At 63.1% G+C, this 22,063-nt stretch carries 18 protein-coding genes and 1 pseudogene; 15 read left to right on the top strand and 4 right to left on the bottom strand.

Going from position 1 to position 22,063, the window contains the following annotated elements:
* Nucleotides 1-8 precede the first annotated feature (8 nt).
* Nucleotides 9-1,379 carry a PepSY-associated TM helix domain-containing protein gene (locus PverR02_RS03085; protein WP_046384863.1) on the top strand — a complete coding sequence of 457 codons (1,371 nt, stop codon included), beginning with the start codon at nucleotides 9-11 and terminating at the stop codon, nucleotides 1,377-1,379.
* Nucleotides 1,380-1,454: 75 nt separating this feature from the next.
* On the opposite strand, the gene PverR02_RS03080 is transcribed toward PverR02_RS03085, so the two are convergent.
* Nucleotides 1,455-6,062 (bottom strand): DUF4329 domain-containing protein, encoded by a 4,608-nt coding sequence (locus PverR02_RS03080; RefSeq protein ID WP_079442742.1) that lies wholly within the window; start codon nucleotides 6,060-6,062, stop codon nucleotides 1,455-1,457.
* Nucleotides 6,063-6,538: 476 nt separating this feature from the next.
* Here PverR02_RS03080 and urtA point away from each other — a divergent pair, with 476 nt between their 5' ends.
* The 12 genes and pseudogenes from urtA to ureC all read left to right on the top strand — a co-directional run bounded on the left by urtA (nucleotide 6,539) and on the right by ureC (nucleotide 16,702).
* A complete protein-coding gene (urtA, locus tag PverR02_RS03075; protein WP_017849694.1) occupies nucleotides 6,539-7,804 on the top strand; it encodes an urea ABC transporter substrate-binding protein in 1,266 nt (421 codons plus the stop codon).
* Between the two features lie 142 nt (nucleotides 7,805-7,946).
* Nucleotides 7,947-9,449, top strand: a complete 1,503-nt coding sequence (gene urtB / locus PverR02_RS03070; protein WP_079442741.1) for an urea ABC transporter permease subunit UrtB — start codon at nucleotides 7,947-7,949, stop codon at nucleotides 9,447-9,449.
* The gene (gene urtC, locus PverR02_RS03065) at nucleotides 9,449-10,528 is read left to right on the top strand and encodes an urea ABC transporter permease subunit UrtC (RefSeq protein WP_017849696.1); all 1,080 of its coding nucleotides are present in this window, start codon (nucleotides 9,449-9,451) and stop codon (nucleotides 10,526-10,528) included. Before urtB ends, urtC begins: the two co-directional genes overlap by 1 nt.
* Nucleotides 10,525-11,373 (top strand): urea ABC transporter ATP-binding protein UrtD, encoded by an 849-nt coding sequence (urtD, locus tag PverR02_RS03060; RefSeq protein ID WP_046485662.1) that lies wholly within the window; start codon nucleotides 10,525-10,527, stop codon nucleotides 11,371-11,373. The genes urtC and urtD overlap by 4 nt, the downstream gene beginning before the upstream one ends.
* Before the next feature lie 24 nt (nucleotides 11,374-11,397).
* A pseudogene (locus tag PverR02_RS32440) lies at nucleotides 11,398-11,484 on the top strand (outer membrane lipoprotein carrier protein LolA); the annotation flags it as partial.
* Between the two features lie 22 nt (nucleotides 11,485-11,506).
* Nucleotides 11,507-12,205: an urea ABC transporter ATP-binding subunit UrtE gene (urtE, locus tag PverR02_RS03055; RefSeq protein WP_046485661.1), complete on the top strand. Its 699-nt coding sequence runs from the start codon at nucleotides 11,507-11,509 to the stop codon at nucleotides 12,203-12,205.
* Nucleotides 12,206-12,235: 30 nt separating this feature from the next.
* Entirely contained in the window at nucleotides 12,236-13,075 is an 840-nt protein-coding gene (locus tag PverR02_RS03050; RefSeq protein WP_079442740.1) for an urease accessory protein UreD, read from the top strand.
* Between the two features lie 147 nt (nucleotides 13,076-13,222).
* The gene (locus PverR02_RS03045) at nucleotides 13,223-13,525 is read left to right on the top strand and encodes an urease subunit gamma (protein ID WP_010213535.1); all 303 of its coding nucleotides are present in this window, start codon (nucleotides 13,223-13,225) and stop codon (nucleotides 13,523-13,525) included.
* A gap of 9 nt (nucleotides 13,526-13,534) precedes the next feature.
* Complete coding sequence (locus tag PverR02_RS03040) at nucleotides 13,535-14,047, top strand: GNAT family N-acetyltransferase (RefSeq protein ID WP_079442738.1); 513 nt, start codon at nucleotides 13,535-13,537, stop codon at nucleotides 14,045-14,047.
* Between the two features lie 5 nt (nucleotides 14,048-14,052).
* Entirely contained in the window at nucleotides 14,053-14,586 is a 534-nt protein-coding gene (locus PverR02_RS03035; protein ID WP_017849701.1) for a GNAT family N-acetyltransferase, read from the top strand.
* Entirely contained in the window at nucleotides 14,583-14,888 is a 306-nt protein-coding gene (locus PverR02_RS03030) for an urease subunit beta (protein ID WP_017849702.1), read from the top strand. The genes PverR02_RS03035 and PverR02_RS03030 overlap by 4 nt, the downstream gene beginning before the upstream one ends.
* 113 nt (nucleotides 14,889-15,001) lie before the next feature.
* Nucleotides 15,002-16,702, top strand: a complete 1,701-nt coding sequence (ureC, locus tag PverR02_RS03025; RefSeq protein ID WP_079442737.1) for an urease subunit alpha — start codon at nucleotides 15,002-15,004, stop codon at nucleotides 16,700-16,702.
* A gap of 154 nt (nucleotides 16,703-16,856) precedes the next feature.
* On the opposite strand, the gene PverR02_RS03020 is transcribed toward ureC, so the two are convergent.
* Nucleotides 16,857-17,801: a DnaJ C-terminal domain-containing protein gene (locus PverR02_RS03020; protein WP_079442736.1), complete on the bottom strand. Its 945-nt coding sequence runs from the start codon at nucleotides 17,799-17,801 to the stop codon at nucleotides 16,857-16,859.
* A gap of 288 nt (nucleotides 17,802-18,089) precedes the next feature.
* Between PverR02_RS03020 and PverR02_RS03015 the strand changes: the two genes are divergently transcribed.
* A complete protein-coding gene (locus PverR02_RS03015; RefSeq protein ID WP_017849705.1) occupies nucleotides 18,090-19,358 on the top strand; it encodes an Hsp70 family protein in 1,269 nt (422 codons plus the stop codon).
* A gap of 140 nt (nucleotides 19,359-19,498) precedes the next feature.
* Here the strand turns inward: PverR02_RS03015 and PverR02_RS03010 are convergent, their stop codons facing one another.
* Nucleotides 19,499-20,512: an AI-2E family transporter gene (locus PverR02_RS03010; protein WP_046384871.1), complete on the bottom strand. Its 1,014-nt coding sequence runs from the start codon at nucleotides 20,510-20,512 to the stop codon at nucleotides 19,499-19,501.
* 173 nt (nucleotides 20,513-20,685) lie between these two features.
* Nucleotides 20,686-20,985 (bottom strand): PsiF family protein, encoded by a 300-nt coding sequence (locus PverR02_RS03005; RefSeq protein WP_017849707.1) that lies wholly within the window; start codon nucleotides 20,983-20,985, stop codon nucleotides 20,686-20,688.
* A gap of 144 nt (nucleotides 20,986-21,129) precedes the next feature.
* Between PverR02_RS03005 and PverR02_RS03000 the strand changes: the two genes are divergently transcribed.
* A complete protein-coding gene (locus PverR02_RS03000) occupies nucleotides 21,130-22,017 on the top strand; it encodes a DMT family transporter (RefSeq protein WP_057006068.1) in 888 nt (295 codons plus the stop codon).
* The last annotated feature ends 46 nt before the right edge of the window (nucleotides 22,018-22,063 follow it).

The following is a 22,063-nucleotide window of genomic DNA, read 5'->3' as shown; positions in this document are numbered from 1 at the left end:
CCCCCCTGATGAGCACACAAAAAATCTCCTTCTACAACCTGGCCTGGCGTTGGCATTTCTACGCCGGGCTGTTTGTCGCCCCCTTCATGGTGCTGCTGGCCCTGACCGGCATCATCTACCTGTTCAAGCCCCAGCTCGACCCGCTGATGTACGGCCACCTGCTCACCGTCCCCGCCGCCGAACGCGCACTGAGCGCCGACGAGCAACTGCAACGCGCCAAGGCCGCCTACCCCCAGGGCCGGCTCAGCAAATACTTGCCACCGGCCGACGCCACCAGCAGCGCACAGTTCGTCATGCACGACGGCGGCCGCGAAATGACGGTGTTCGTCGACCCGTATCGCGGCACCGTGCTCGGCACGCAGGACGCGAAAAACAACCTGCAAGCCATCGCCCGCGCCCTGCACGGCGAGTTGATGATAGGCACCGTGGGTGACCGCCTGGTCGAGCTCGCTGCCGGTTGGGGCGTGATGCTGGTGATCTCAGGCATGTACTTGTGGTGGCCACGCGGCAAGTCATCGTCCGGGGTGCTGTGGCCGCGCTTCAACACCCGTGGCCGTGTGTTCTGGCGCGACTTGCATGTCGTCACCGGTTTCTGGGGCGCGGCGTTGTTGCTGGTGATGCTGCTCAGCGGCATGGCCTGGACCGGCTTCTGGGGCAAGCAATACGCCGACCTGTGGAACCGCTTCCCGGCGGCGATGTGGAACAACGTGCCGACCTCCGATCAACAGGCGCGCGTGCTCAACACCGCGACGCAACAGACCGTGCCCTGGGCCATGGAAAACACACCGATGCCGGTGTCCGGCGACCATGCCGAACACATGAACCACGGCGCGATGCATGCCGCCCCCGCCGCGCCCACCATCAGCCTGCAACAGGTGGTCGACCTGGCCACCTCGCGCAAGGTCGAGCCCGGCTACAGCATCACCCCGCCCACCACCGCCGAGGGCGTATTCACTGTCTCGGTGTTCGCCAACGACCCGCGCAATGACGCCACCCTGCATGTGGACCAGTACACCGGCAAGGTCCTCGCCGATGTGCGCTGGGAACACTACAACGGCGTGGCGCGGGCGACCGAGACCGGCGTGATGTTGCACGAGGGCAAGATGTTCGGCTGGGTGAATCAACTGATCGTGCTGCTGATCTGCCTGATGATCCTGCTCAGTGCCGTCAGCGGCGTGGTGATCTGGTGGAAACGGCGGCCGGTGGGCGGCCTCGGAGTGCCGCCGTTGCGTCATGACCTGCCGAAGTGGAAAACCGCGATGGTGATCATGCTCGGGCTGGCGATCGCCTTCCCGTTGGTGGGCGCGTCGCTGATCGTCGTGTGGGCGCTCGATCGCCTGCTGCTGTCGCGGCTGTTTGCGCAGCCTTCGCGGGTTTGACGCCCGGGTGCCGGTCAAGTGCCGCCGGGGACCGGGCGATCCACGGCGGCCGGCTTGGTCAGCGCCGCGCCGTTGTCAGAGTTCGTCTTTGTCCCGGCCGTACAGCACGGCTTGCGGGTCCGGCTCGGCGAGTACGTCCTTGACCTGCCATTCCGCCCCCAGCGCCCCCGGTCGCGTCCAGAAGGTATCGGTTTCCAACACACTCAACGTGCCGGCCGCGCGCAAGCCGCTGACCAGCACGCTGGGCGAAGGCGACGAGTCGACACTCAGCAGTCGCGTCTCGTCCGCCGTGAAACCCGGCACATACTTCAGGAGCGCACCGCCGCGACACGCCAGGTAAACACTCTCGGCGACCGGACGGTTACTGCGGATGATGTCCAGGTACAGGCGCAGATCATTTTTGTCGGCAAAATTGTCCACCAACCGCTGATCCAGCGCCGATAGATTCAGGCCCAAAGGGATGACTTTGTAAAACGCCTGGAGCGCTTTGATGGTGTAGAAGAACAGCGGATGATCGGGGGTGATATCAAAGCCGAGATGACCGAACCAGAACAGCTGTGAAATCGTGTCCACCAACCACGCACGGTGATCCTCCACCGGCTCAAGCGCCACGAGCCCCCGCGCCTTTGGCGGCGCCAGCACGGCGCCGAGGTATTCGCGGCCCTTGAAACCGCCCAGTTGTTTTTCGGCCCAGCGCGCGGCGTCGTCGGCATGACCGAACAGCGGCCCGCAAAAGGACAGGAAGTGTGGGTTGTCCTGGGCGGGCCAGGGCGCGGCCTTGGGTTGCCACTGCGCGGTGACGCTTTGTTCCTTGCCCCACACCGTGCTCCTGACACGCACATACAAGTCGCCCTTGGTCGCGAGCCCGCGCACGTAGTCGGCGACGCTGGAGGCGCCTTCGAGCAACTGCGGTCCGAGCGTTCGGGCCTCGCTGCTCAGCGCTTGCCCCTCGTGCTTTCGCAAGGAATACCTCAGCAGCGCGCCGTCGGCGCACAGCAGGTAGAGCGGCAGGGCACCGTTGCCGGCCAGGTTGCTGAGAAAATTGACCGCGCCGGCCAGTACCTGGGGCGAGAAAAAACTCAGCGCCATGTCATCGCTCGCCGGCGCAATCGCCACCGTGGAGGCGCACAGATACAAGCCATCCAGCGTATACCCCTGGGGCAACAGGCCATCGACGAAGACCTGTTCGAAACGCGTGTAATCGGCGCGCACCAGCGGCAAGGTCGTCATGTACAGGTTTTTCCGCGCATCCTTGAGTACATAACCGAACTGCACCTGTGCCTGGGGCGACGACACTCGCTGCACATGACGCACCGCGTCGTAAGCCTGGGTAAAGAGCGGACCGCACGGCGCATCGGCAAACACCTGCTTGATCGCCAGCGCCGCGACCTCGGCCAAGTCCGGCACGAACGGCCCGCTCAACCGTCGCGGGTGGCCCCACAGGCGGTTGCCGTTGACCACCCGCAGATCGCCGGCCTTCGCCACCTGCGTGACGAAGTCGACCGGGAGCAGCGTTCCGCTGCGCAGTTGCCGTTCGACTTCATTGTCGGCCACATCCCCCCTGACCAGGTTCAACGGCGCCAACGTCAGCTTGAGCGCCTCCTCCTCCGCCGACCCCGTCAGTTGATAACGCAGGATGCCCCCCTCGGGGCCAAACACATATTCGCGCTTGATGTGGACTTCACGGAACAGCAGGTTCGACAGCACGCTCGTGGGCAACATGCTCTGGTAGACCGCCTTTTGCGTGGCCGAAAACAGTATCTGTGTCTCTTGCTTGAGCACCGAGCGGTAACGCGCGACGATGATACTTCCCGGCGGGTACAGCCCTTGCGCGATCGCCGGGTCGGGATAAATCCAGTTCAGCGCAAAGCCCTGGGGCGGCACCACCAGCGGATCAGTCGCGACGAACACACCATCGGGCAGCCTGAGCAGGACGCCGCCATAGGTGCGGCGCCGGCCCTCACCGACAATGCCCGCGGCATACCGTGCCGCATCGTCCGGGTTGGCAAACGCGGGCCCCACGCGACGGCGGGTCAGGTGTTCGTAACCCGTCCAGGTGCGCGACACCCGCCCTTGCTGGTCCCAGCATTGGCTGGTACGCACCACGTAGAGCTCGCCGCTGTTGGCCCACTCCCTGACAAAGGTCTGCGTCGTCTTTTCACCGGAGGCCAATGCGCTGGCGGCCTGTTCAAAGGCACTTTCCACCGGCCCGCCGCCGCCCACGCGAAATGGCAGCGCGACGAATCTCAACAGGGCTCCCTCCTGCGTTGAAAAGTACACCGGCAGGTTTCTACCGCCGTTGTACTTCACCCCTCTGCGCTGGCTCTCGTACAGCGCCTCGTACAACACCATCGGCATCACAAAATAGCGGGTCAGCCAGGCACTGGATGGCGACAGCCCGGTCGGTTGCCATTGCTGCGAACGAAATAGCCCGCAGAGCGAAAACCCAGCGGGAAACCGATAGTCATTGTCTTCTGTCGGTGCAAACACGCTGTTGAGATTGAACAGCTTGACCCGTTCATTGACGCCCACCACCTCGGTGGCCAGGTACAACGCCTTGTCCCGGTGCTTGAGGATAAACGCAAAGTACGCCTGCTCCGGCAGGTTGCGCCCATGGACCCGCGCATGCAGATCGCGGGCGGCTTCGTCTGCCGTGCCGAACAGCGCGCCATAGGTCACATAGTCGGGAGCGCCGGTTCTGGGCGCGTACTCGAAAGAGGGCGTCCAGTCTTTGTAGATCGGCGAACGCGGGCCCCATAACACATTGCCTTGGATCACCCGCAAGTCACCCGCCTCAGCCAACCGGGTGACCCACAGCGCGGGTTTGAACAGACCGCTGTCCAAACGTTTTTGCAGCACGCTGCCGGCCGGTTGCGGCGCAGCGCCGGCAGACACCAATGCCTCATGCGTGGAGCCGCTCGGGGTGTACGCCAGCAGGCAGTCCTCGGCGGCCGACATGTATGCCGGGCGCCCCGACTGGATCACATCGTAGATTTGGGCGGTGCCAAAAATCTGCAGGTTGATGAGGGCGTCTTCGCGCGTCCAGTTGCGCTGATTGACCCAGCCGGGGTCGACCATCGACAGCGCCGGGTGGGAGCCGTAGCGGCCGTGAATCGCGTAAGCCTCGGGTGGGATCAACGGGCCGGGTAGCTCCGTCGGAAAAAACAGCCTGAGGGCAAACGGGTTGGCGTCGCTGGCCAGGGGCTGGGTGATAAAGAAGCGGCCTTCTTTGTCCTTGAGTACATAGCCGCCGTAGGTTCGCTCGCGCCTTGGGCCGATCTGCTCGTGGGCATACACCGCTGCGTCGTAGGCAGAAATAAAGGGCGGGCTCAATACCGCCGGATAGAAACCGTTCAACACCGCCGAACGGTTGTCCAGCGGGCCGACGACACGCCAGAGCAAGCCGGCCTCGACCACTGACACCGACGTCGCGGCAATCACCCGGCGCACATAGTCACGCGGGCTGAGGCTGCCGGCCTTCAGCGCGGCCTGGGCGCCATTGTCACCGAGCACGCCATCGTCGCCGGTGTTGACCAGCGCGCCGGCATCACTGGGCGCTGGCACCTTGAACTCAAGCAGTGCGTCATCCGAGGTTTCGATGTAAAGGCGCAAACCTCGGCTTTTGTTCTGTATGTCCCGGGTCGCTTCTGACTGCACGATGGCCGCCACCAGCTCCGCAGGGGTCGGGAATGTGGCATACAACCAGGACTCGTTTTCGGGGATGTCCGTTGGCGCGGCTTTAGAGCGGTAGTAGAAGGCTTCGAGCCGAAAGTTGGAGGGCAGCTTCAGTTTGCCGGAGGCTTGCTCGGGGAAGAGCCCGGCGGCAGAGAACAATGCCCTGGGCGCGAGCTCGGGGTAGGTCGCGATGTAACTTTCGCTTTGGGTGTGTTTCAGTACAAACCCGAAGGCATACTCGCCAGCCGCCGACGCCGACAGGGCTAGGGCCGCCATCACGGCCAATTCAGGCTGTGCGAATACCTGGGTGAAAAATGGCTGCTCCTGGGTCACTTGCGTCACGGCGGCATTGACTCTCCAACCCCGCTTCATCTGCCCACGCACGCCTCCCCATTGGCGGTTGGGCACCACTACCCGCAGGTCGCCGGCATCGGCGGTCATCCAGATCAATGACTCCCGATCCGCAGAAGCCGGGAACGGCTCCTCGCCGAGAAGGCGCTTTCTCAGCAGGACCTCCGCCGCCGAACCCGAGGTTGTGTACTTAAGCAGCGAGCCCTCGGGGCCGCACAAATAATGAGCGCGCACCGAGCTGCGGTGCTCAATGATAAAACTCAGGTCCGCAGGCGAAAAAAAACTGATCATCATCGAAGCATGATCATCGCTAATCCCGGGGTTTCTCGCTTTCACCTGCTCCAGGTTCGGCGGGTGAGAATGGTAAAGCGCCTCGCAACTGTAGCCGTTGGGCGCGATGAAGTTGTCGTCGGCATCCGTGGCCAGCAAGATCCGATGATCGAAGGTCAACTGCTGGTCAGCGATTGGCGTCGTGGCGAAGTAGCGGTTGCCTTGTTTAAGAATGGCACCCCCGTATTCCTTGTCGGCCACCGAGTAGTCGATCCGCTCATAAGCCCAACGGGCGGCATCGTCGGCCGACATAAACAACGGGCTGAGCGCCGGAAGGACCGGTATATGTCCAGGGGTTTGTTGCGGCAGTTCCGTAAAGTCATTCATGTTTCACCTCATCGAAGAAAGCGTGCGTCCTGGCAAATAATCGCCGTGACGCACCCCTTCAAAGATGGAGTACACCGCTCGTTCAGAGACGGTAGATAGGTATGACTTATTTAGGCCCTGTACGAAAAGTACTGTCACAAACACCCAATCGCACACGCCAGTGAGGCCATTACTGCATCGCGTTTCGCGAGCATGTCAAAGCGCGCATCGATGCAGTGGCTCTCCCGTGTATTGAATGCAAAGCGCGAATCCCGGAAGACCCGGACAGCAGCGTGGCACCGCATCTCCATGCCCTCTTTCGGGGCTCACGCCTGCACGACCCTGCGACCGCGAGCCAAAGCGGTGCACCAGGCTTGCCCGCGACACCCAGCGTGACGATTTAAGTGGAGGTTTCGGGCCTTAGGCACAGGCCTTGCTATGCACTCTTCAGCTTCCAACTCTGCCACTAAAAAAATCAAATCCCCGGAGATCGCACCATGAAGCGTCGTAGTTTGCTCAAGGCTTTCACCCTATCGGCATCGATTGTCGCCATGGGCATGACCTGGACTGTGCAGGCCGCCGAGACCATCAAGGTCGGCATCCTGCATTCGTTGTCCGGCACCATGGCCATCTCCGAAACCTCGCTCAAAGACATGGCGCTGATGACCATCGACGAGATCAACGCCAAGGGCGGTGTGAACGGCAAGATGCTGGAACCAGTGGTGGTAGACCCGGCGTCGAACTGGCCGCTGTTCGCGGAAAAAAGCCGGCAGTTGCTGACCCAGGACAAGGTCGCCGTGGTATTCGGCTGCTGGACCTCGGTGTCGCGCAAATCGGTATTGCCGGTGTTCGAAGAACTCAACGGCCTGCTGTTCTACCCAGTGCAATACGAAGGCGAAGAGATGTCGCCGAACGTGTTCTATACCGGTGCAGCGCCGAACCAGCAGGCGATCCCGGCGGTGGAATACCTGATGAGCGAAGAAGGCGGCAGCGCCAAGCGCTTCTTCCTGCTGGGCACCGACTACGTGTACCCGCGCACCACCAACAAGATCCTGCGTTCGTTCCTGCATTCCAAAGGCGTCGCGGATAAAGACATCGAAGAGGTCTACACCCCGTTCGGCCACGCCGATTACCAGACCATCGTCGCCAACATCAAGAAATTCTCGGCGGGCGGCAAGACCGCGGTGATCTCCACCGTGAACGGCGACTCCAACGTGCCGTTCTACAAAGAGCTGGCCAACCAGGGCCTCAAAGCCACCGACGTGCCGGTGGTGGCGTTCTCGGTAGGCGAAGAAGAACTGCGCGGCATCGACACCAAGCCGCTGGTGGGCAACCTCGCCGCCTGGAACTACTTCCAGTCGGTAGAGAACCCGGTGAACACCAAATTCGTCGCCGACTGGAAAGCCTACGCCAAGAAACACAACCTGCCGGGCGCGGACAAAGCCGTGACCAACGACCCGATGGAAGCCACCTACGTGGGCATTCATATGTGGGCGCAGGCGGCGGAGAAGGCCAAGTCCACCGACGTCGACAAAGTGCGTGAAGCCCTCGCCGGCCAGACCTTCGCCGCGCCGTCGGGTTTCACCCTGACCATGGACAAGACCAACCACCACCTGCACAAGCCGGTGATGATCGGTGAGATCCAGGCCGACGGGCAGTTCTCGGTGGTGTGGCAGACCCAGGAACCGATCCGCGCCCAGCCATGGAGCCCGTACATTCCTGGCAATGACAAAAAACCTGATTACGCCGTGAAAAGTAACTAAGCCCCGCCACGGACCCATGTGGGAGGGGGCTTGCCCCCGATAGCGGTGGATCAGTCAGTACATGCATTGCCTGACCCAGCGCTATCGGGAGCAAGCTCCCTCCCACATAAAGCCGACCCGTGCATGCTCAGGACATTTTGTTATGCCCACTGCCCTCTACCGCTTGATCCTCACGGCCCTACTGTTGCTGCCTGTTGCCGCACACGCCGGCGACGCCGAAGACTTCCTCGCCGCCAACCCGACGCAACAAGCCAAACTGCTGCAGGACTGGGCCGCCCAGCCCGACCCGGCGCGCATCGAGCTGGTGGACGCGCTGCAACAAGGCCAACTGACGGTCAACGGTGAAACCAAGACCGTGCGCCTGAACAACCGCCTGCGCGGTCTGATCGACAACGTACAGGCCAGCCTGCAACTGCTCGCCGCCGACCCCAAGGTACGCCTGGCCGCCGCGCAGACCCTGCAAAAAACCGCACAACCGGCGCAGCTCAAATTCCTCGACCAGCGTGTCGCCGCCGAAACCGTCGAGGAGGTACACAGCGCCCTCAGCCTGGCCCTGGCCAACCTGCAATTGGTAGACGCCGACCCGGTGGTGCGCCTCGCCGCCGTGCGCTTGCTCGGCAGCACCGGCGACCCGCTGGCGCGCACACGCCTGGAAACCTTGCTCGCCCCCGGCGTGGAAACCGACGCCGCCGTGCATACCGCCGCCGAGACCAGCCTGGCCCAGGTCAAGCGCAAACTGATGCTGGGCGAGCTGCTCGGCCAGGCCTTCAGCGGCATGTCCCTGGGCTCGATCCTGCTGCTCGCGGCCCTGGGCCTGGCGATCACGTTCGGCCTGCTGGGCGTGATCAACATGGCCCACGGCGAGATGCTGATGCTCGGCGCTTATTCCACCTATGTGGTGCAGTTGCTGATGCAGCGCTACGTGCCGCACGCCATCGAGTTCTACCCGCTGATCGCACTGCCGGTGGCGTTTTTCGTCACCGCCGCCATCGGCATGGCCCTGGAGCGCACGGTGATTCGTCACCTGTACGGCCGCCCCCTGGAAACCCTGCTCGCCACCTGGGGCATCAGCCTGATGCTGATCCAACTGGTGCGCCTGGTGTTCGGCGCGCAGAACGTCGAAGTGGCCAACCCCGCCTGGCTGTCCGGCGGCATTCAAGTGCTGCCCAACCTGGTGTTGCCGTACAACCGCATCGTGATCATCGCCTTCGCCCTGTGCGTGGTGGTGCTGACGTGGCTGCTGCTCAACAAGACGCGCCTGGGCCTCAACGTGCGCGCCGTCACCCAGAACCGCAACATGGCCGCCTGCTGCGGCGTGCCCACCGGGCGCGTGGACATGCTCGCCTTTGGCCTGGGCTCCGGCATCGCCGGGCTGGGCGGTGTGGCGCTGAGCCAGATCGGCAACGTCGGCCCGGACCTGGGCCAGAGCTACATCATCGATTCCTTCCTGGTCGTCGTGCTCGGCGGTGTCGGCCAATTGGCCGGTAGCGTGATGGCCGCGTTCGGCCTGGGGATCGCCAACAAGATCCTCGAACCACAGATCGGCGCCGTGCTCGGCAAGATCCTGATCCTTGCGCTGATCATTCTGTTTATCCAGAAACGCCCGCAAGGCCTCTTCGCACTGAAAGGACGGGTGATCGACTGATGAACCAGCCATTGATGCTCACGGCCACGCAAAAGGCCGGCCCCAAGCTGACGATTGCCGTCGGCGCGCTGATCCTCGGCGTGCTGCTGGCGCTGCCGTTGCTGTCGCTGCTGCCAGCGGACAACGCGCTGCATGTCTCGGCCTACACCCTGACGCTGGTGGGCAAGATCCTCTGCTACGCCATCGTCGCCCTCGCGCTCGACCTGGTGTGGGGTTACGCCGGGATGCTGTCCCTCGGCCACGGCCTGTTCTTCGCCCTCGGCGGTTATGCCATGGGCATGTACCTGATGCGCCAGGCCTCCGGCGACGAGTTGCCGGCGTTCATGACCTTTTTGTCGTGGACCGAATTGCCCTGGTACTGGGTCGGCACCGAGCACTTCCTCTGGGCACTGTGCCTGGTGGTGCTGGCGCCGGGGTTGCTGGCGCTGGTGTTCGGCTTCTTCGCCTTCCGCTCGCGGATCAAGGGCGTGTATTTCTCGATCATGACCCAGGCGCTGACCTTCGCCGGGATGCTGTTGTTCTTTCGCAACGAGACCGGCTTCGGCGGCAATAACGGCTTCACCAACTTCCGCAGCATCCTCGGCTTCGGCATCACCGAACCGGGCACGCGCGCGGTGTTGTTTGCCGCCACCGTGCTGTTACTGGTGAGCAGCCTGTACATCGGCTGGCGCCTGGCCCGCAGCAAGTTCGGCCGGGTGTTGACCGCCTTGCGCGATGCCGAGAACCGCCTGATGTTCTGCGGCTACGACCCGCGTGGTTTCAAGCTGTTCGTGTGGGTATTGAGCGCGGTGCTGTGCGGCCTGGCGGGGGCGTTGTACGTGCCGCAGGTGGGCATCATCAACCCCAGCGAAATGTCGCCAACCAATTCCATCGAAGCCGCCGTGTGGGTGGCCCTGGGTGGGCGCGGCACCTTGATCGGGCCGCTGCTCGGCGCCGGGGTGGTCAACGGCATGAAGAGCTGGTTCACCGTGGCGTTCCCGGAGTACTGGCTGTTCTTCCTGGGGGCGTTGTTCATCATCGTCACCCTGTATTTGCCCAAGGGTGTGATCGGCCTGTTGAAGAAACGGGGTGAACAATGAGAGTGACTGCGACGGCGGAATTTATGCTCGAACCTATTCTCGACACCGGCAACGGCCGCGATGCGATCGGCATCGGCCAGGCCGCCGGCACGGGCCTCGATACGCGCCACGGCACGATCCTGACCCTGGAAGACATCAGCGTCAGCTTCGACGGTTTCAAGGCACTCAACGCCTTGAACCTCTACATCGGCGTCGGCGAACTGCGCTGCATCATCGGCCCCAACGGCGCCGGCAAAACCACGCTGATGGACGTGATCACCGGCAAGACCCGGCCCAGCCACGGCAACGCCTGGTTCGGCGAAACCCTCGACCTGACTGCGATGAGCGAAGTGCAGATCGCCCAGGCCGGCATTGGCCGCAAGTTCCAGAAACCCACGGTGTTCGAAGCCTTGAGCGTGTTCGAAAACCTGGAGCTGGCGCAGAAGACCGACAAGTCGGTGTGGGCCAGCCTGCGCGCACGCCTGAGCGGGGAACAGAAGGACCGCATCGATGAAGTGCTCGACACCATCCGCCTCACCGCCTCGGTGCATCGCCCGGCCGGCCTGCTGTCCCACGGCCAGAAACAGTTCCTGGAAATCGGCATGCTGCTGATGCAAGACCCGCAACTGTTGCTGCTCGACGAACCGGTGGCGGGCATGACCGACGCCGAAACCGAATTCACCGCCGAACTGTTCAAGCGCCTGGCGGGCAAGCACTCGCTGATGGTGGTGGAGCACGACATGGGGTTTGTCGGTTCGATTGCCGACCATGTGACCGTGTTGCACCAGGGCAGCGTGCTGGCTGAAGGGTCGCTGGAACAGGTGCAGGAAAACGAGCGCGTGATCGAGGTATACCTCGGGCGCTGAGTTCGCTTTTTTGTAGGAGCGAGCTTGCTCGCGAAAATCGTTAACGATAACGCGGGCAGCCTGAATGCACGCGGCGCCCTCAGGTTTTTCGCGAGCAAGCTCGCTCCTACAGGGAATTGAGGAGGTTTTGAGAATGCTGCAAGTCGACAAGTTGCACCAATACTATGGCGGTAGCCACATCCTGCGCGGGCTTTCATTCGAGGTGCAGATCGGCGAAGTCACCTGCCTGCTCGGCCGTAACGGCGTGGGCAAGACCACCCTGCTCAAGTGCCTGATGGGCCTGCTGCCCGCCAAAGAGGGCGCGGTGAACTGGGAAGGCAAGGCCATCACCGGTTTCAAGCCGCACCAGCGCGTTCACGCCGGGATCGCCTACGTGCCCCAGGGCCGCGAGATTTTCGGGCGGCTGACCGTGGAAGAAAACCTACTGATGGGCCTGTCGCGCTTTCCCGGCGCCGAGGCCAGGGAAGTACCGGGGTTTATCTACGAACTGTTCCCGGTGCTGCTGCAAATGAAGCACCGCCGCGGGGGCGATTTGTCCGGCGGCCAGCAACAGCAACTGGCGATCGGCCGCGCCCTGGCCAGCCGGCCGCGCCTGTTGATTCTCGATGAGCCGACCGAAGGTATCCAGCCGTCGGTGATCAAGGAGATCGCGGCGGTGATCAAAAAGCTTGCGGCCCGTGGCGACATGGCGATCCTGTTGGTGGAGCAGTTCTACGACTTTGCCGCCGAACTGGCCGACCAATACCTGGTGATGTCACGCGGGGAAATCGTCCAGCAAGGCCGCGGCGAAAATATGGAACGCGACGGTGTGCGCGGTCTCGTAACCATCTAATCTGTAGCGTCCTAACGATAAGCACACGCCATGAACCTGCCCGTTTCCACTGCCCTGTTCACCCCCAGCTGGCACGCCGAGCTGGAGCTCGGCTACGCGCGTTTCGGCGCCACCACGCGCCCGGTGATGCGCCGCCACCTCGGCCCGCTGCGCGTGCAGAAACACCTGTACGCCGAAGGCCCCGAGGTGTGCCAGCACATCATCGTGCATCCGCCCGGTGGCATTGCCGGCGGCGACCGCCTGGACATCCGCGCCCACGTCGCCGCGGGCGCCTGGGCGCAATTGACCAGCCCTGGCGCGGCCAAGTGGTACCGCGCCAGCGGCCCGGCGTTTCAGCAACTGGAGCTGAGCGTCGAGGCCGGCGCCACCCTGGAATGGCTGCCTCAGGAAACCATCGTGTTCAGCGCCGCCCAGGCCGAACTCAGCACACGCATCGCGCTGCACGGCGATGCGCGGCTGTTGTACTGGGACGTGGTCGCCCTCGGCCGCCCGGCCAGCGGCGAGCGCTTCGACCTCGGGCACTTTCAATCGCACCTGGATATCCGCCGCGACGGCCAGTTGCTCTGGCACGAACGCCAGCGCATTGTGGGCGACGATGGCTTGCTCGACTCACCGATCGGCCTGGACGGACAACCGGTATTCGCCACCCTGTTGCTGACCGGTGATATCGAGCCTGAATTACTCGAACACTGCCGCTCGCTGCCCCATGCGGTGCGCGGCGACCTGACCCAACTGCCCGGCTTGCTGGTCGCCCGCTGCCTGGCCAGCGAGGCGCTGCTGGCGCGGGGCTGGTTGATTGATTTATGGAAATTGTTACGCCCGGCAGTACTTGGCCGAGAGGCCGTGGCACCCCGAATCTGGAGCACATGAAGATCAACATGTGGGAGGGGGCTTGCCCCCGATGGCGGTGGGTCAGTTACAGATGCATTGCCTGACACTCTGCTATCGGGGGCAAGCCCCCTCCCACACTTGATCTCCATTGTATTTAAGAATGCATTTTATGAAGGACCTTGAACCATGGACCTGACCCCACGGGAAAAAGACAAACTGCTGATCTTCACCGCAGGCTTAGTTGCCGAACGGCGCCTGGCGCGCGGTGTGAAGCTCAACTACCCGGAAACCATCGCCTACATCTCCGCCGCGCTGATGGAAGGCGCCCGCGACGGCCGTACCGTGGCCGACCTGATGCACTTTGGCACCACCCTGCTCAGCCGCGAGCAGGTGATGGAAGGCATCCCGGAGATGATCCCGGATATCCAGGTGGAAGCCACCTTCCCCGATGGCACCAAACTGGTGACCGTCCACCAACCCATCGCGTGAGGCCCAGCCATGATTCGTGATGCAACCGAGCAAGACCTGCCAGCGATCCGCGACATCTACAACGACGCGGTGCTGAACACCACGGCGATCTGGAACGAGCAACTGGTGGACCTGGCGAACCGCCAGGCCTGGTTCACTGCGCGCCAGGCGCAGCGCTACCCGATTCTGGTCGCCGTCGACAACGACGAAGTGACGGGCTACGCCTCGTTCGGCGACTGGCGCCCCTTCGAAGGCTATCGCTACAGCGTCGAGCACTCGGTCTACGTGCGTAACGACCAGCGCGGCAAAGGCCTCGGCCCGCGCCTGATGCAAGCCCTGATCGAACGCGCGCGCACCGGCGGCAAACATGTGATGGTCGCCGCCATTGAAAGCGGCAACCAGGCCTCGCTCCGCCTGCATGAGCGCCTGGGTTTCAGCACCACCGGGCAGATGCCGCAAGTGGGCATCAAATTCGGCCGCTGGCTCGACCTGACCTTTATGCAACTGACCTTGAATCCGGGCGCCGAACCGCCCCAGGAGTGAGATCGATGAACGCCGCGCAACTGCGTCGAGTCAATGCTGAAAGTTTTGCCCACTATCGCCAGGGCTTGATCGAGCTGTTGCTGGATGCGGTCAGGCACGGCGCGTCGATCGGCTTCATGGCCGACTTCGATGAGGCCCAGGCCCGCGCGTATTTGCACGGCGTGCAAGCGAGCATCGAAGACGCCAGCCTGTTGCTGTGGGTGGTGGTGCGCGACGAGCGGGTGATCGCCAGCGTGCAACTGGCGCTGTGCCAGAAAGCCAACGGTCTGAACCGCGCCGAAGTGCAAAAACTGCTGGTCCACAGCAGCGCCCGCCGCCACGGCCTGGGCCACCAGTTGATGCACGCCCTGGAACTCGCCGCGCGCCAACACAAGCGCGGCCTGCTGTACCTGGACACCGAAGCCGGCTCCGAGGCCGAAGCCTTCTACCAGGCGCTGCGCTACACCAAGGTCGGTGAACTGCCCGATTACTGCCAAAGCCCGGACGGGCGCTACAGCCCGACCGCCATCTACTACAAGACCCTGGGGCAACCTGCATGATTCCTGGTGAATTTCAGATCCAGCCTGGCGACATCGAACTCAACGTCGGCCGCCGCACCGTCAGCCTGAGCGTGGCCAACAGCGGCGACCGGCCGATCCAGGTGGGCTCGCACTATCACTTTTTCGAGACCAATGACGCGCTGACCTTCGACCGCGCATTGAGCCGCGGCATGCGCCTGAATATCCCGGCGGGCACCGCGGTGCGCTTCGAGCCGGGGCAGAGCCGTGAGGTCGAGTTGGTCGACTTCGGCGGTGGGCGGCGGGTGTTCGGGTTTGCCGGGCGGATCATGGGCGACCTTTAGGGCCTCATCGGGGGCAAGCCCCCTCCCACAGTTGGAACGCATTCCCATGTGGGAGGGGGCTTGCCCCCGATAGCTGACTCACATTCAACATAAATTTTTCAGGGCAACCACACATGAAAATCAGCCGCCAAGCCTACGCCGACATGTACGGCCCCACCGTCGGCGACAAGGTCCGCCTGGCCGACACCGAGTTGTTCGTCGAAGTGGAGCAGGACTTCACCGTCTATGGCGAAGAGGTCAAATTCGGCGGCGGCAAGGTCATCCGCGATGGCCAGGGCCAGAGCCAATTGCTCGCCCATGAAGTGGTCGACACGTTGATCACCAACGCGCTGATCATCGACCACTGGGGCATCGTCAAGGCCGACGTCGGCCTCAAGAACGGCCGCATCCACGCCATCGGCAAGGCCGGCAACCCGGATATCCAGCCCGGCGTGACCATGGCCATCGGCGCCAGCACCGAAGTGATCGCCGGTGAAGGCATGATCCTCACCGCCGGCGGCATCGACAGCCACGTGCATTTCATCTGCCCGCAGCAGATCGAAGAAGCGCTGACCAGCGGCGTCACCACCCTGATCGGCGGCGGCACCGGCCCGGCCACCGGCACTAACGCGACCACCTGCACCTCCGGCCCGTGGCACCTGGCGCGCATGCTGCAGGCCAGCGACTCGTTCCCGATGAACATCGGTTTCACCGGCAAGGGCAACGCCAGCCTGCCGGAGCCGTTGATCGAACAGGTCAAGGCCGGCGCCATCGGTTTGAAGCTGCATGAAGACTGGGGCACCACGCCCGCGAGCATCGACAACTGCCTGAGCGTCGCCGACCAGTACGATGTGCAGGTGGCGATTCACAGCGACACCCTCAACGAGTCCGGCTTCGTCGAAACCACGCTGGCCGCGCTCAAGGGCCGCACCATCCACACCTACCACACCGAAGGCGCCGGCGGCGGCCACGCACCGGACATCATCAAGGCCTGCGGCTTCCCCAACGTGCTGCCCAGCTCGACCAACCCGACGCGGCCGTTCACGCGCAACACCATCGACGAGCACCTGGACATGTTGATGGTCTGCCATCACCTCGACCCGAGCATCGCCGAAGACGTGGCCTTCGCCGAAAGCCGCATCCGCCGCGAGACCATCGCCGCCGAAGACATCCTGCACGACCTCGGCGCGTTCTCGATGATCAGCTCCGACAGCCAGGCCATGGGCCGCGTCGGCGAAGTGATCACGCGCACCTGGCAAACCGCCGACAAGATGAAAAAACAGCGCGGCGCCCTGCCCGGCGACGGCCCCGGCAACGACAACTTCCGGGCCAAGCGCTACATCGCCAAGTACACCATCAACCCGGCGATCACCCACGGCATCAGCCATATCGTCGGCTCCATCGAAGTCGGCAAATGGGCTGATCTGGTGCTGTGGCGGCCGGCGTTCTTCGGCATCAAGCCGACGCTGATCCTCAAGGGCGGCGCGATTGCCTCAAGCCTGATGGGTGATGCCAACGCCTCGATTCCCACGCCGCAGCCGGTCCACTACCGGCCGATGTTCGCCAGCTTCGGCAGCGCCCTGCACGCCACCAGCCTGACCTTTATCAGCCAGGCCGCCGCGGACGCCGGCTTGCCGCAAGCCTTGGGCCTGAAGAAGCAGATCGCAGTGGTCAAGGGCTGCCGCGACGTGCAGAAAACCGACCTGATCCACAACGACTACCTGCCGCACATCGAGGTGGACCCGCAGACGTATCAGGTCAAGGCCGACGGCGTGTTGCTGTGGTGTGAGCCGGCGGATGTGCTGCCGATGGCGCAGCGCTACTTTCTGTTCTGAAGCGCCCTACGCCACGCTGGCGCGACGCCCCATCGCCCGGAGGGAGCGGGGCTTGAACGTGGGCCATGAATAGCGCCTCATTGTGAAAATGAGCAGCTTATTCATGGCCCCCACGGGCCTGGGCCTAACTCTGCAAGACCGCCGCCCTGGCGGGTCAGGCGTTCCAGCCTTTGCGCGGATCGAAGGCGGCGCTGTCGGCCAGCGCCTTCCACAACCCGAGCACCTCCTCGCTGGCTTCTTTGGGCATCACCACTTTGAGCTGGATGAACAGGTAACCGCGCTGGCCACTCTTGTTCAGCAGGCCATGGCCCTTGGCGCGCATGCGCTGGCCGTTCTGGCTGCCGGCCGGGACCTTGAGGTTGATCTTGCCGGTCAGGGTCGGCACCGCGACTTCGGTGCCCAACGCCAGCTCCCACGGTGCCACCGGTACGGTGATCACCAGGTTTTCGCCTTCGACCTCGAACTTGGGGTGCGGCGCAAACTTGACGATCAGGTACAGATCACCATTGGCCCCGCCGCCAACGCCCGGCGCGCCCTGGCCCTTGAGGCGGATGCGCTCGCCGTCGGTCACCCCGGCAGGGATCTTCACGTTCAGGCTCTTGGCGGTGTTGCTGACATGCCGGCCCGAGGCGTCGTATTGCGGCACCTGGAAGCTGATCTGCTTGGACTCGGTCGACAGCGTCTCCTCAAGAAACACCGACAGTTGCATCTCCACGTCCTGGCCCTTGCGTCCGGTACTGCGGCGCTGACCGCCACCGAACGCATCGCCGCGCCCGCCGAAGATCGAACTGAAGAAGTCCGAGAAGTCGCCCGTGTCCTGGCCGCCGCCATAGCCGCCACGGCTCTGCCAGCCCGGTGGGCCCTGGAACGGCTGGCCGTGCTGGCCGTATTTGCGCAGCTCGTCATACTCGGCACGCTTGTCGGCACTTTTCAGCGCTTCATAGGCTTCGGACGCGTCCTTGAACTTGGCTTCGGCGTCTTTTTCCTTGCTCACGTCCGGGTGATATTTGCGCGCCAGCTTGCGATAGGCGGCCTTGATTGCCTTGTCGTCCGCTGTCGGCTCCACGCCAAGGATCTTGTAATAGTCTTTAAAGTCCATCTGGGGGGTCACCCTCCGTCATCGATATCGCACAGCCAAGGGCACAGCATGCGCCGGTTTGCAGCGTTTGGATTGACTGAACTCAATCCCAAGCCGATGGATGCGTCTAAGTAGTTTATCGGCACCGCACGAATAACCTTGCAGCCGCCGACCGTATGCTGGACAAGTTGGGGGCAAACCCCGCTCTTTCAAGGCGCGCCGCCGGCTATTTAACAGATCGTCGGCCTACGCATCTGCACGCGGGTGGCATACACTGCGCGGCCGTTTTTCAACCGGAACCCGATAGACATGAAAAACCCATCCCCAGCCCGTGCCTGCGGCATCGACTTCGGCACGTCCAACTCCACCGTCGGCTGGATTCGCCCCGGCATGGAAACGCTTATCGCGCTGGAGGACGACAAAATCACCTTGCCGTCGGTGGTGTTCTTCAACTTCGAGGAGCGCCGCCCGGTCTACGGTCGCCTGGCGCTGCACGAATACCTGGAAAACTACGAAGGCCGGCTGATGCGCTCGCTCAAGAGCCTGCTGGGTTCCAAGCTGATCAAGCACGACACCAGCGTGCTGGGCACTGCGATGCCGTTCACCGACTTGCTCGCGCTGTTTATCGGCCAACTCAAGAGCCGCGCCGAAGCCACCGCCGGCCGCGAGTTCGAAGAAGTGGTGCTGGGTCGCCCGGTGTTTTTCGTCGATGACGACCCGATGGCCGACCAGGAAGCCGAGAACACCTTGGTCGACGTGGCGCGCAAGATCGGCTTCAAGGACATCTCGTTCCAGTACGAACCGATCGCCGCGGCCTTCGACTACGAGTCCACCATCGAAAAAGAAGAGCTGGTGCTGATTGTCGACATCGGCGGCGGTACCTCGGACTTCTCGCTGGTGCGCCTGTCGCCGGACCGTCGCCACAACGACAACCGCCACGACGACATCCTCGCCACCGGCGGCGTACACATCGGCGGTACCGACTTCGACAAACAACTCTCGCTGGCCGGCATGATGCCGCTGTTCGGCTACGGCAGCCGCATGAAAAGCGGCGCGTACATGCCCACCAGCCATCACATGAACCTGGCCACCTGGCACACCATCAACTCGGTGTACTCGCAAAAATCCCAGTTGGCCCTGGGCAGCATGCGCTACGACATCGAAGACACCGGCGGCATCGACCGCCTGTTCAAGCTGATCGAACAGCGGGCCGGGCACTGGTTGGCGATGGAAGTCGAAGAAACCAAGATCCAGCTGACCCACGAAGACAGCCGCCATGTGCTGCTCGACCGGGTTGAGCCGGGCTTGAGCGTAGACCTGAGCCGCACGTTGTTCGAATCGGCCATCGACGGGCTGCTGGAGCGCGTGCGCAACAGCGTCACCCAATTGCTCAGCGACGCGTCGGTGGATGTGGCGCAGGTGGACACGGTGTTCTTTACCGGCGGTTCCAGCGGCATTCCGGCGCTGCGCCACAGCATCTCGGCGATGCTGCCGAATGCGCGGCATGTGGAAGGGAATATCTTCGGCAGTATCGGCAGCGGGTTGGCGATCGAGGCCAGCAAGCGCTACGGCAGCTGATACCGTCGCACTGCCCCCCTGTAGGAGCGAGCTCGCTCGCGAAGGACGCCAACGATAACGCGGGTTGTCTGACGGCGCGCGGTGCTCTTGGGTTTTTCGCGAGCAAGCTCGCTCCTACAGCAGAGCAGTGTGCTCCCTCCTCAGACCATCCCGCCGAGCTTCAGCTCACTCTTCAGGTACGCATAGTAAATCGGCCCCGCCACCACCCCCGGCAGGCCGAACGCGGCTTCGAATACCAGCATCGCCAACAACAATTCCCACGACTTGGCACTGATCTGCCCGCCGACGATGCGCGCATTGAGGAAGTACTCGACCTTGTGGATCACGATCAAATACCCCAGCGCCGCCACCGCGACCCAGATCGACAGCGACAGCGCGACGATGGTGATCAGGGTGTTGGACATCAGGTTGCCGATCACCGGCAGCAGGCCGAGCAGGAAGGTCAGCACGATCAGGGTCTTGGTCAGCGGCAGGTGAATCCCGCACAGCGGCAGCACCACGGCGAGGAACACGGCGGTAAACACGGTGTTGAGGGCAGCGATCTTGATTTGTGCGAAGACGATGTTGCGAAACGCCTGGACCAACAGGTGCAGACGATCGAACAGCGCGGCAGCCAGGGGTTTGCGCTTGGTCAGGTCGGGGATGCGCTGCAGCGCCATGATCGCGCCGAGCACCATGCCGATCAGCAGGGTGACGAACATGTGGGCGGCATCTTTGCCCACCAATTGCAGATCGCTGAGGTGTTTGCTGATCCAGTCGCCGATGGCCACCCGGAATTCGGCGGCGCTGGCGGGCAGGTAAGCGTCGAGGAACGGCGGCAGCTGGCCGCGCGCGCGGTCGACCACGCCCATGAATTTGTCGAGGGAGGCCCCGGGGTTTTCCGCTTCGTGGAGCAGGAAGCTGATCGCGCCGGCAAAGATCAGGGTCAACACGCTGACGATCAGGGTGCCGAGCAAGGCCACGGCCAGCCAGCGCGCACGCCGACCTTCGATCAGCCGTTGCAGTTGAGGGGTAAGCATGTTGACCAGTTCAAATACCAACAGCCCGGCCAGCAGGCTGGGCAGCAACTTCAGCGGCAGAACCAGCAGTAATCCGCCGAAAATGATGATGTAACTGGCCAGCAATAACACGTGACGCTGAGAAAACGTTGGCATACAGCCTCAAAACGAACGGCGTTAAAGGATGGGCAGTCTGCCAGCCTTGAGGCAATCAAGCGAGTGGATCGGTAGTCAATGCGATCAAGCGTGGGAGCGGGCTGGCCCTTCAGGTAGACCGGGGGGCCCAGCCAGCCGCCCACATTTGATCTTCAGCGAGCGCGAACGCGCGATCAGCCTTTGAGACAGGTGCTCATGAACGTCTTGCGCGCATCGCCGGTCAGCGCCTTGGTTTTCGCCGACGCATTGCAATCTTTCATCTTCTGCTGCTGCGGGGTCAGCGTCTTCGCATCATTGGCGGCGGGCGCCGACAGGCAGGTTTTCATGAACGCTTTGCGCTCGTCGCCTTTGAGCGTCTTGGTGGTGGCCTCGGCATTGCAGGTGGTCATTTTATTTTGCTGGGCGGTAGCGGCAAAGCCTTGGGAACACAGCAGCAGGCCCATCATCAACAACGGAATTCGCAGCATCTTCATGGAGTTTTCTCCCTGTTACCGCGCCGGAGGGCGCGGCCTACCGAGGAGTGTAGCCAAACCTTGTAACATCTTCACCGACTACGGATGTTCGCCCGTCGGTACTGCGCCATACTCCCGTCTCACCAACACCTTGGGTTGTTTTCAATGCAATACGCGTATCCCCTGCTGGCCATTTTCATCTGGGCCGGCAACACCGTGGTCAACAAACTGGCCGTGGGTTCGATCTTCCCCGCTGAAATCGGCTTCTACCGCTGGTTGCTCGCGGCGCTGCTGTTTACCCCGTTCATGCTCAAGCCGGTGATTGCCCAGTGGCCGATCATCCGCCCGAACCTGGGCAAGATTTTTATCCTCGGCGTGCTGGGCATGGCGGTGTATCAAAGCCTGGCCTATTACGCCGCGTCGCTGACCAGCGCCACCAACATGGGCATCATCCTATCGCTGATGCCATTGATGGCGTTGACGGCGGCGATCATCAGCCTCGGCCAACGCCTGACCTTCGGCGCGCTGAGCGGCGCGGTGCTGTCGTTCGCTGGCGTGGCGGTGGTGGTGTCGTCCGGTAGCCTGGGCACGCTGCTGCAACACGGGGTCAACCTGGGCGACGCGATGATGCTGGTCGCCACCCTGGCCTACGCGGTCTACAGCACCTTGCTGAAAAAATGGCAGCTGCGCCTGCCGCCGTTGGTGTTGCTGTATCTGCAGGTGCTGGTGGCCGTGGTGGTGCTGTTTCCGCTGTTTCTGTACTCGGCAAAAGCCGGGCTGGGCTGGGCAAATATTCCGTTAGTGCTGTACGCCTGCCTGTTGGCCTCGATGCTCGCACCATTGGCCTGGATGCACTCGGTGAAAACCCTGGGGCCGAGCCGCACCACGTTGTTTTTCAACCTGCTGCCGCTGATTACCGCGCTGATCGCGGCGCTGGTGTTGAAGGAAGCGTTGGCGCTGTATCACCTGGTGGGCGGGCTGCTGACGTTGGGCGGGGTGATTTTGTCGGAGCGCTGGACTACGCCGGTCGGGCGTAAGCTGGGCGTTGCCTGAGCTATCGCTATCGGGGGCAAGCCCCCTCCCACAGTTGACCGAGGCG

This window comes from Pseudomonas veronii (assembly GCF_002028325.1).
Lineage (GTDB): Bacteria > Pseudomonadota > Gammaproteobacteria > Pseudomonadales > Pseudomonadaceae > Aquipseudomonas > Aquipseudomonas veronii.
Note: the sequence above shows the minus strand (reverse complement) of the source record. Positions and strands in the feature narration are given on the sequence as shown.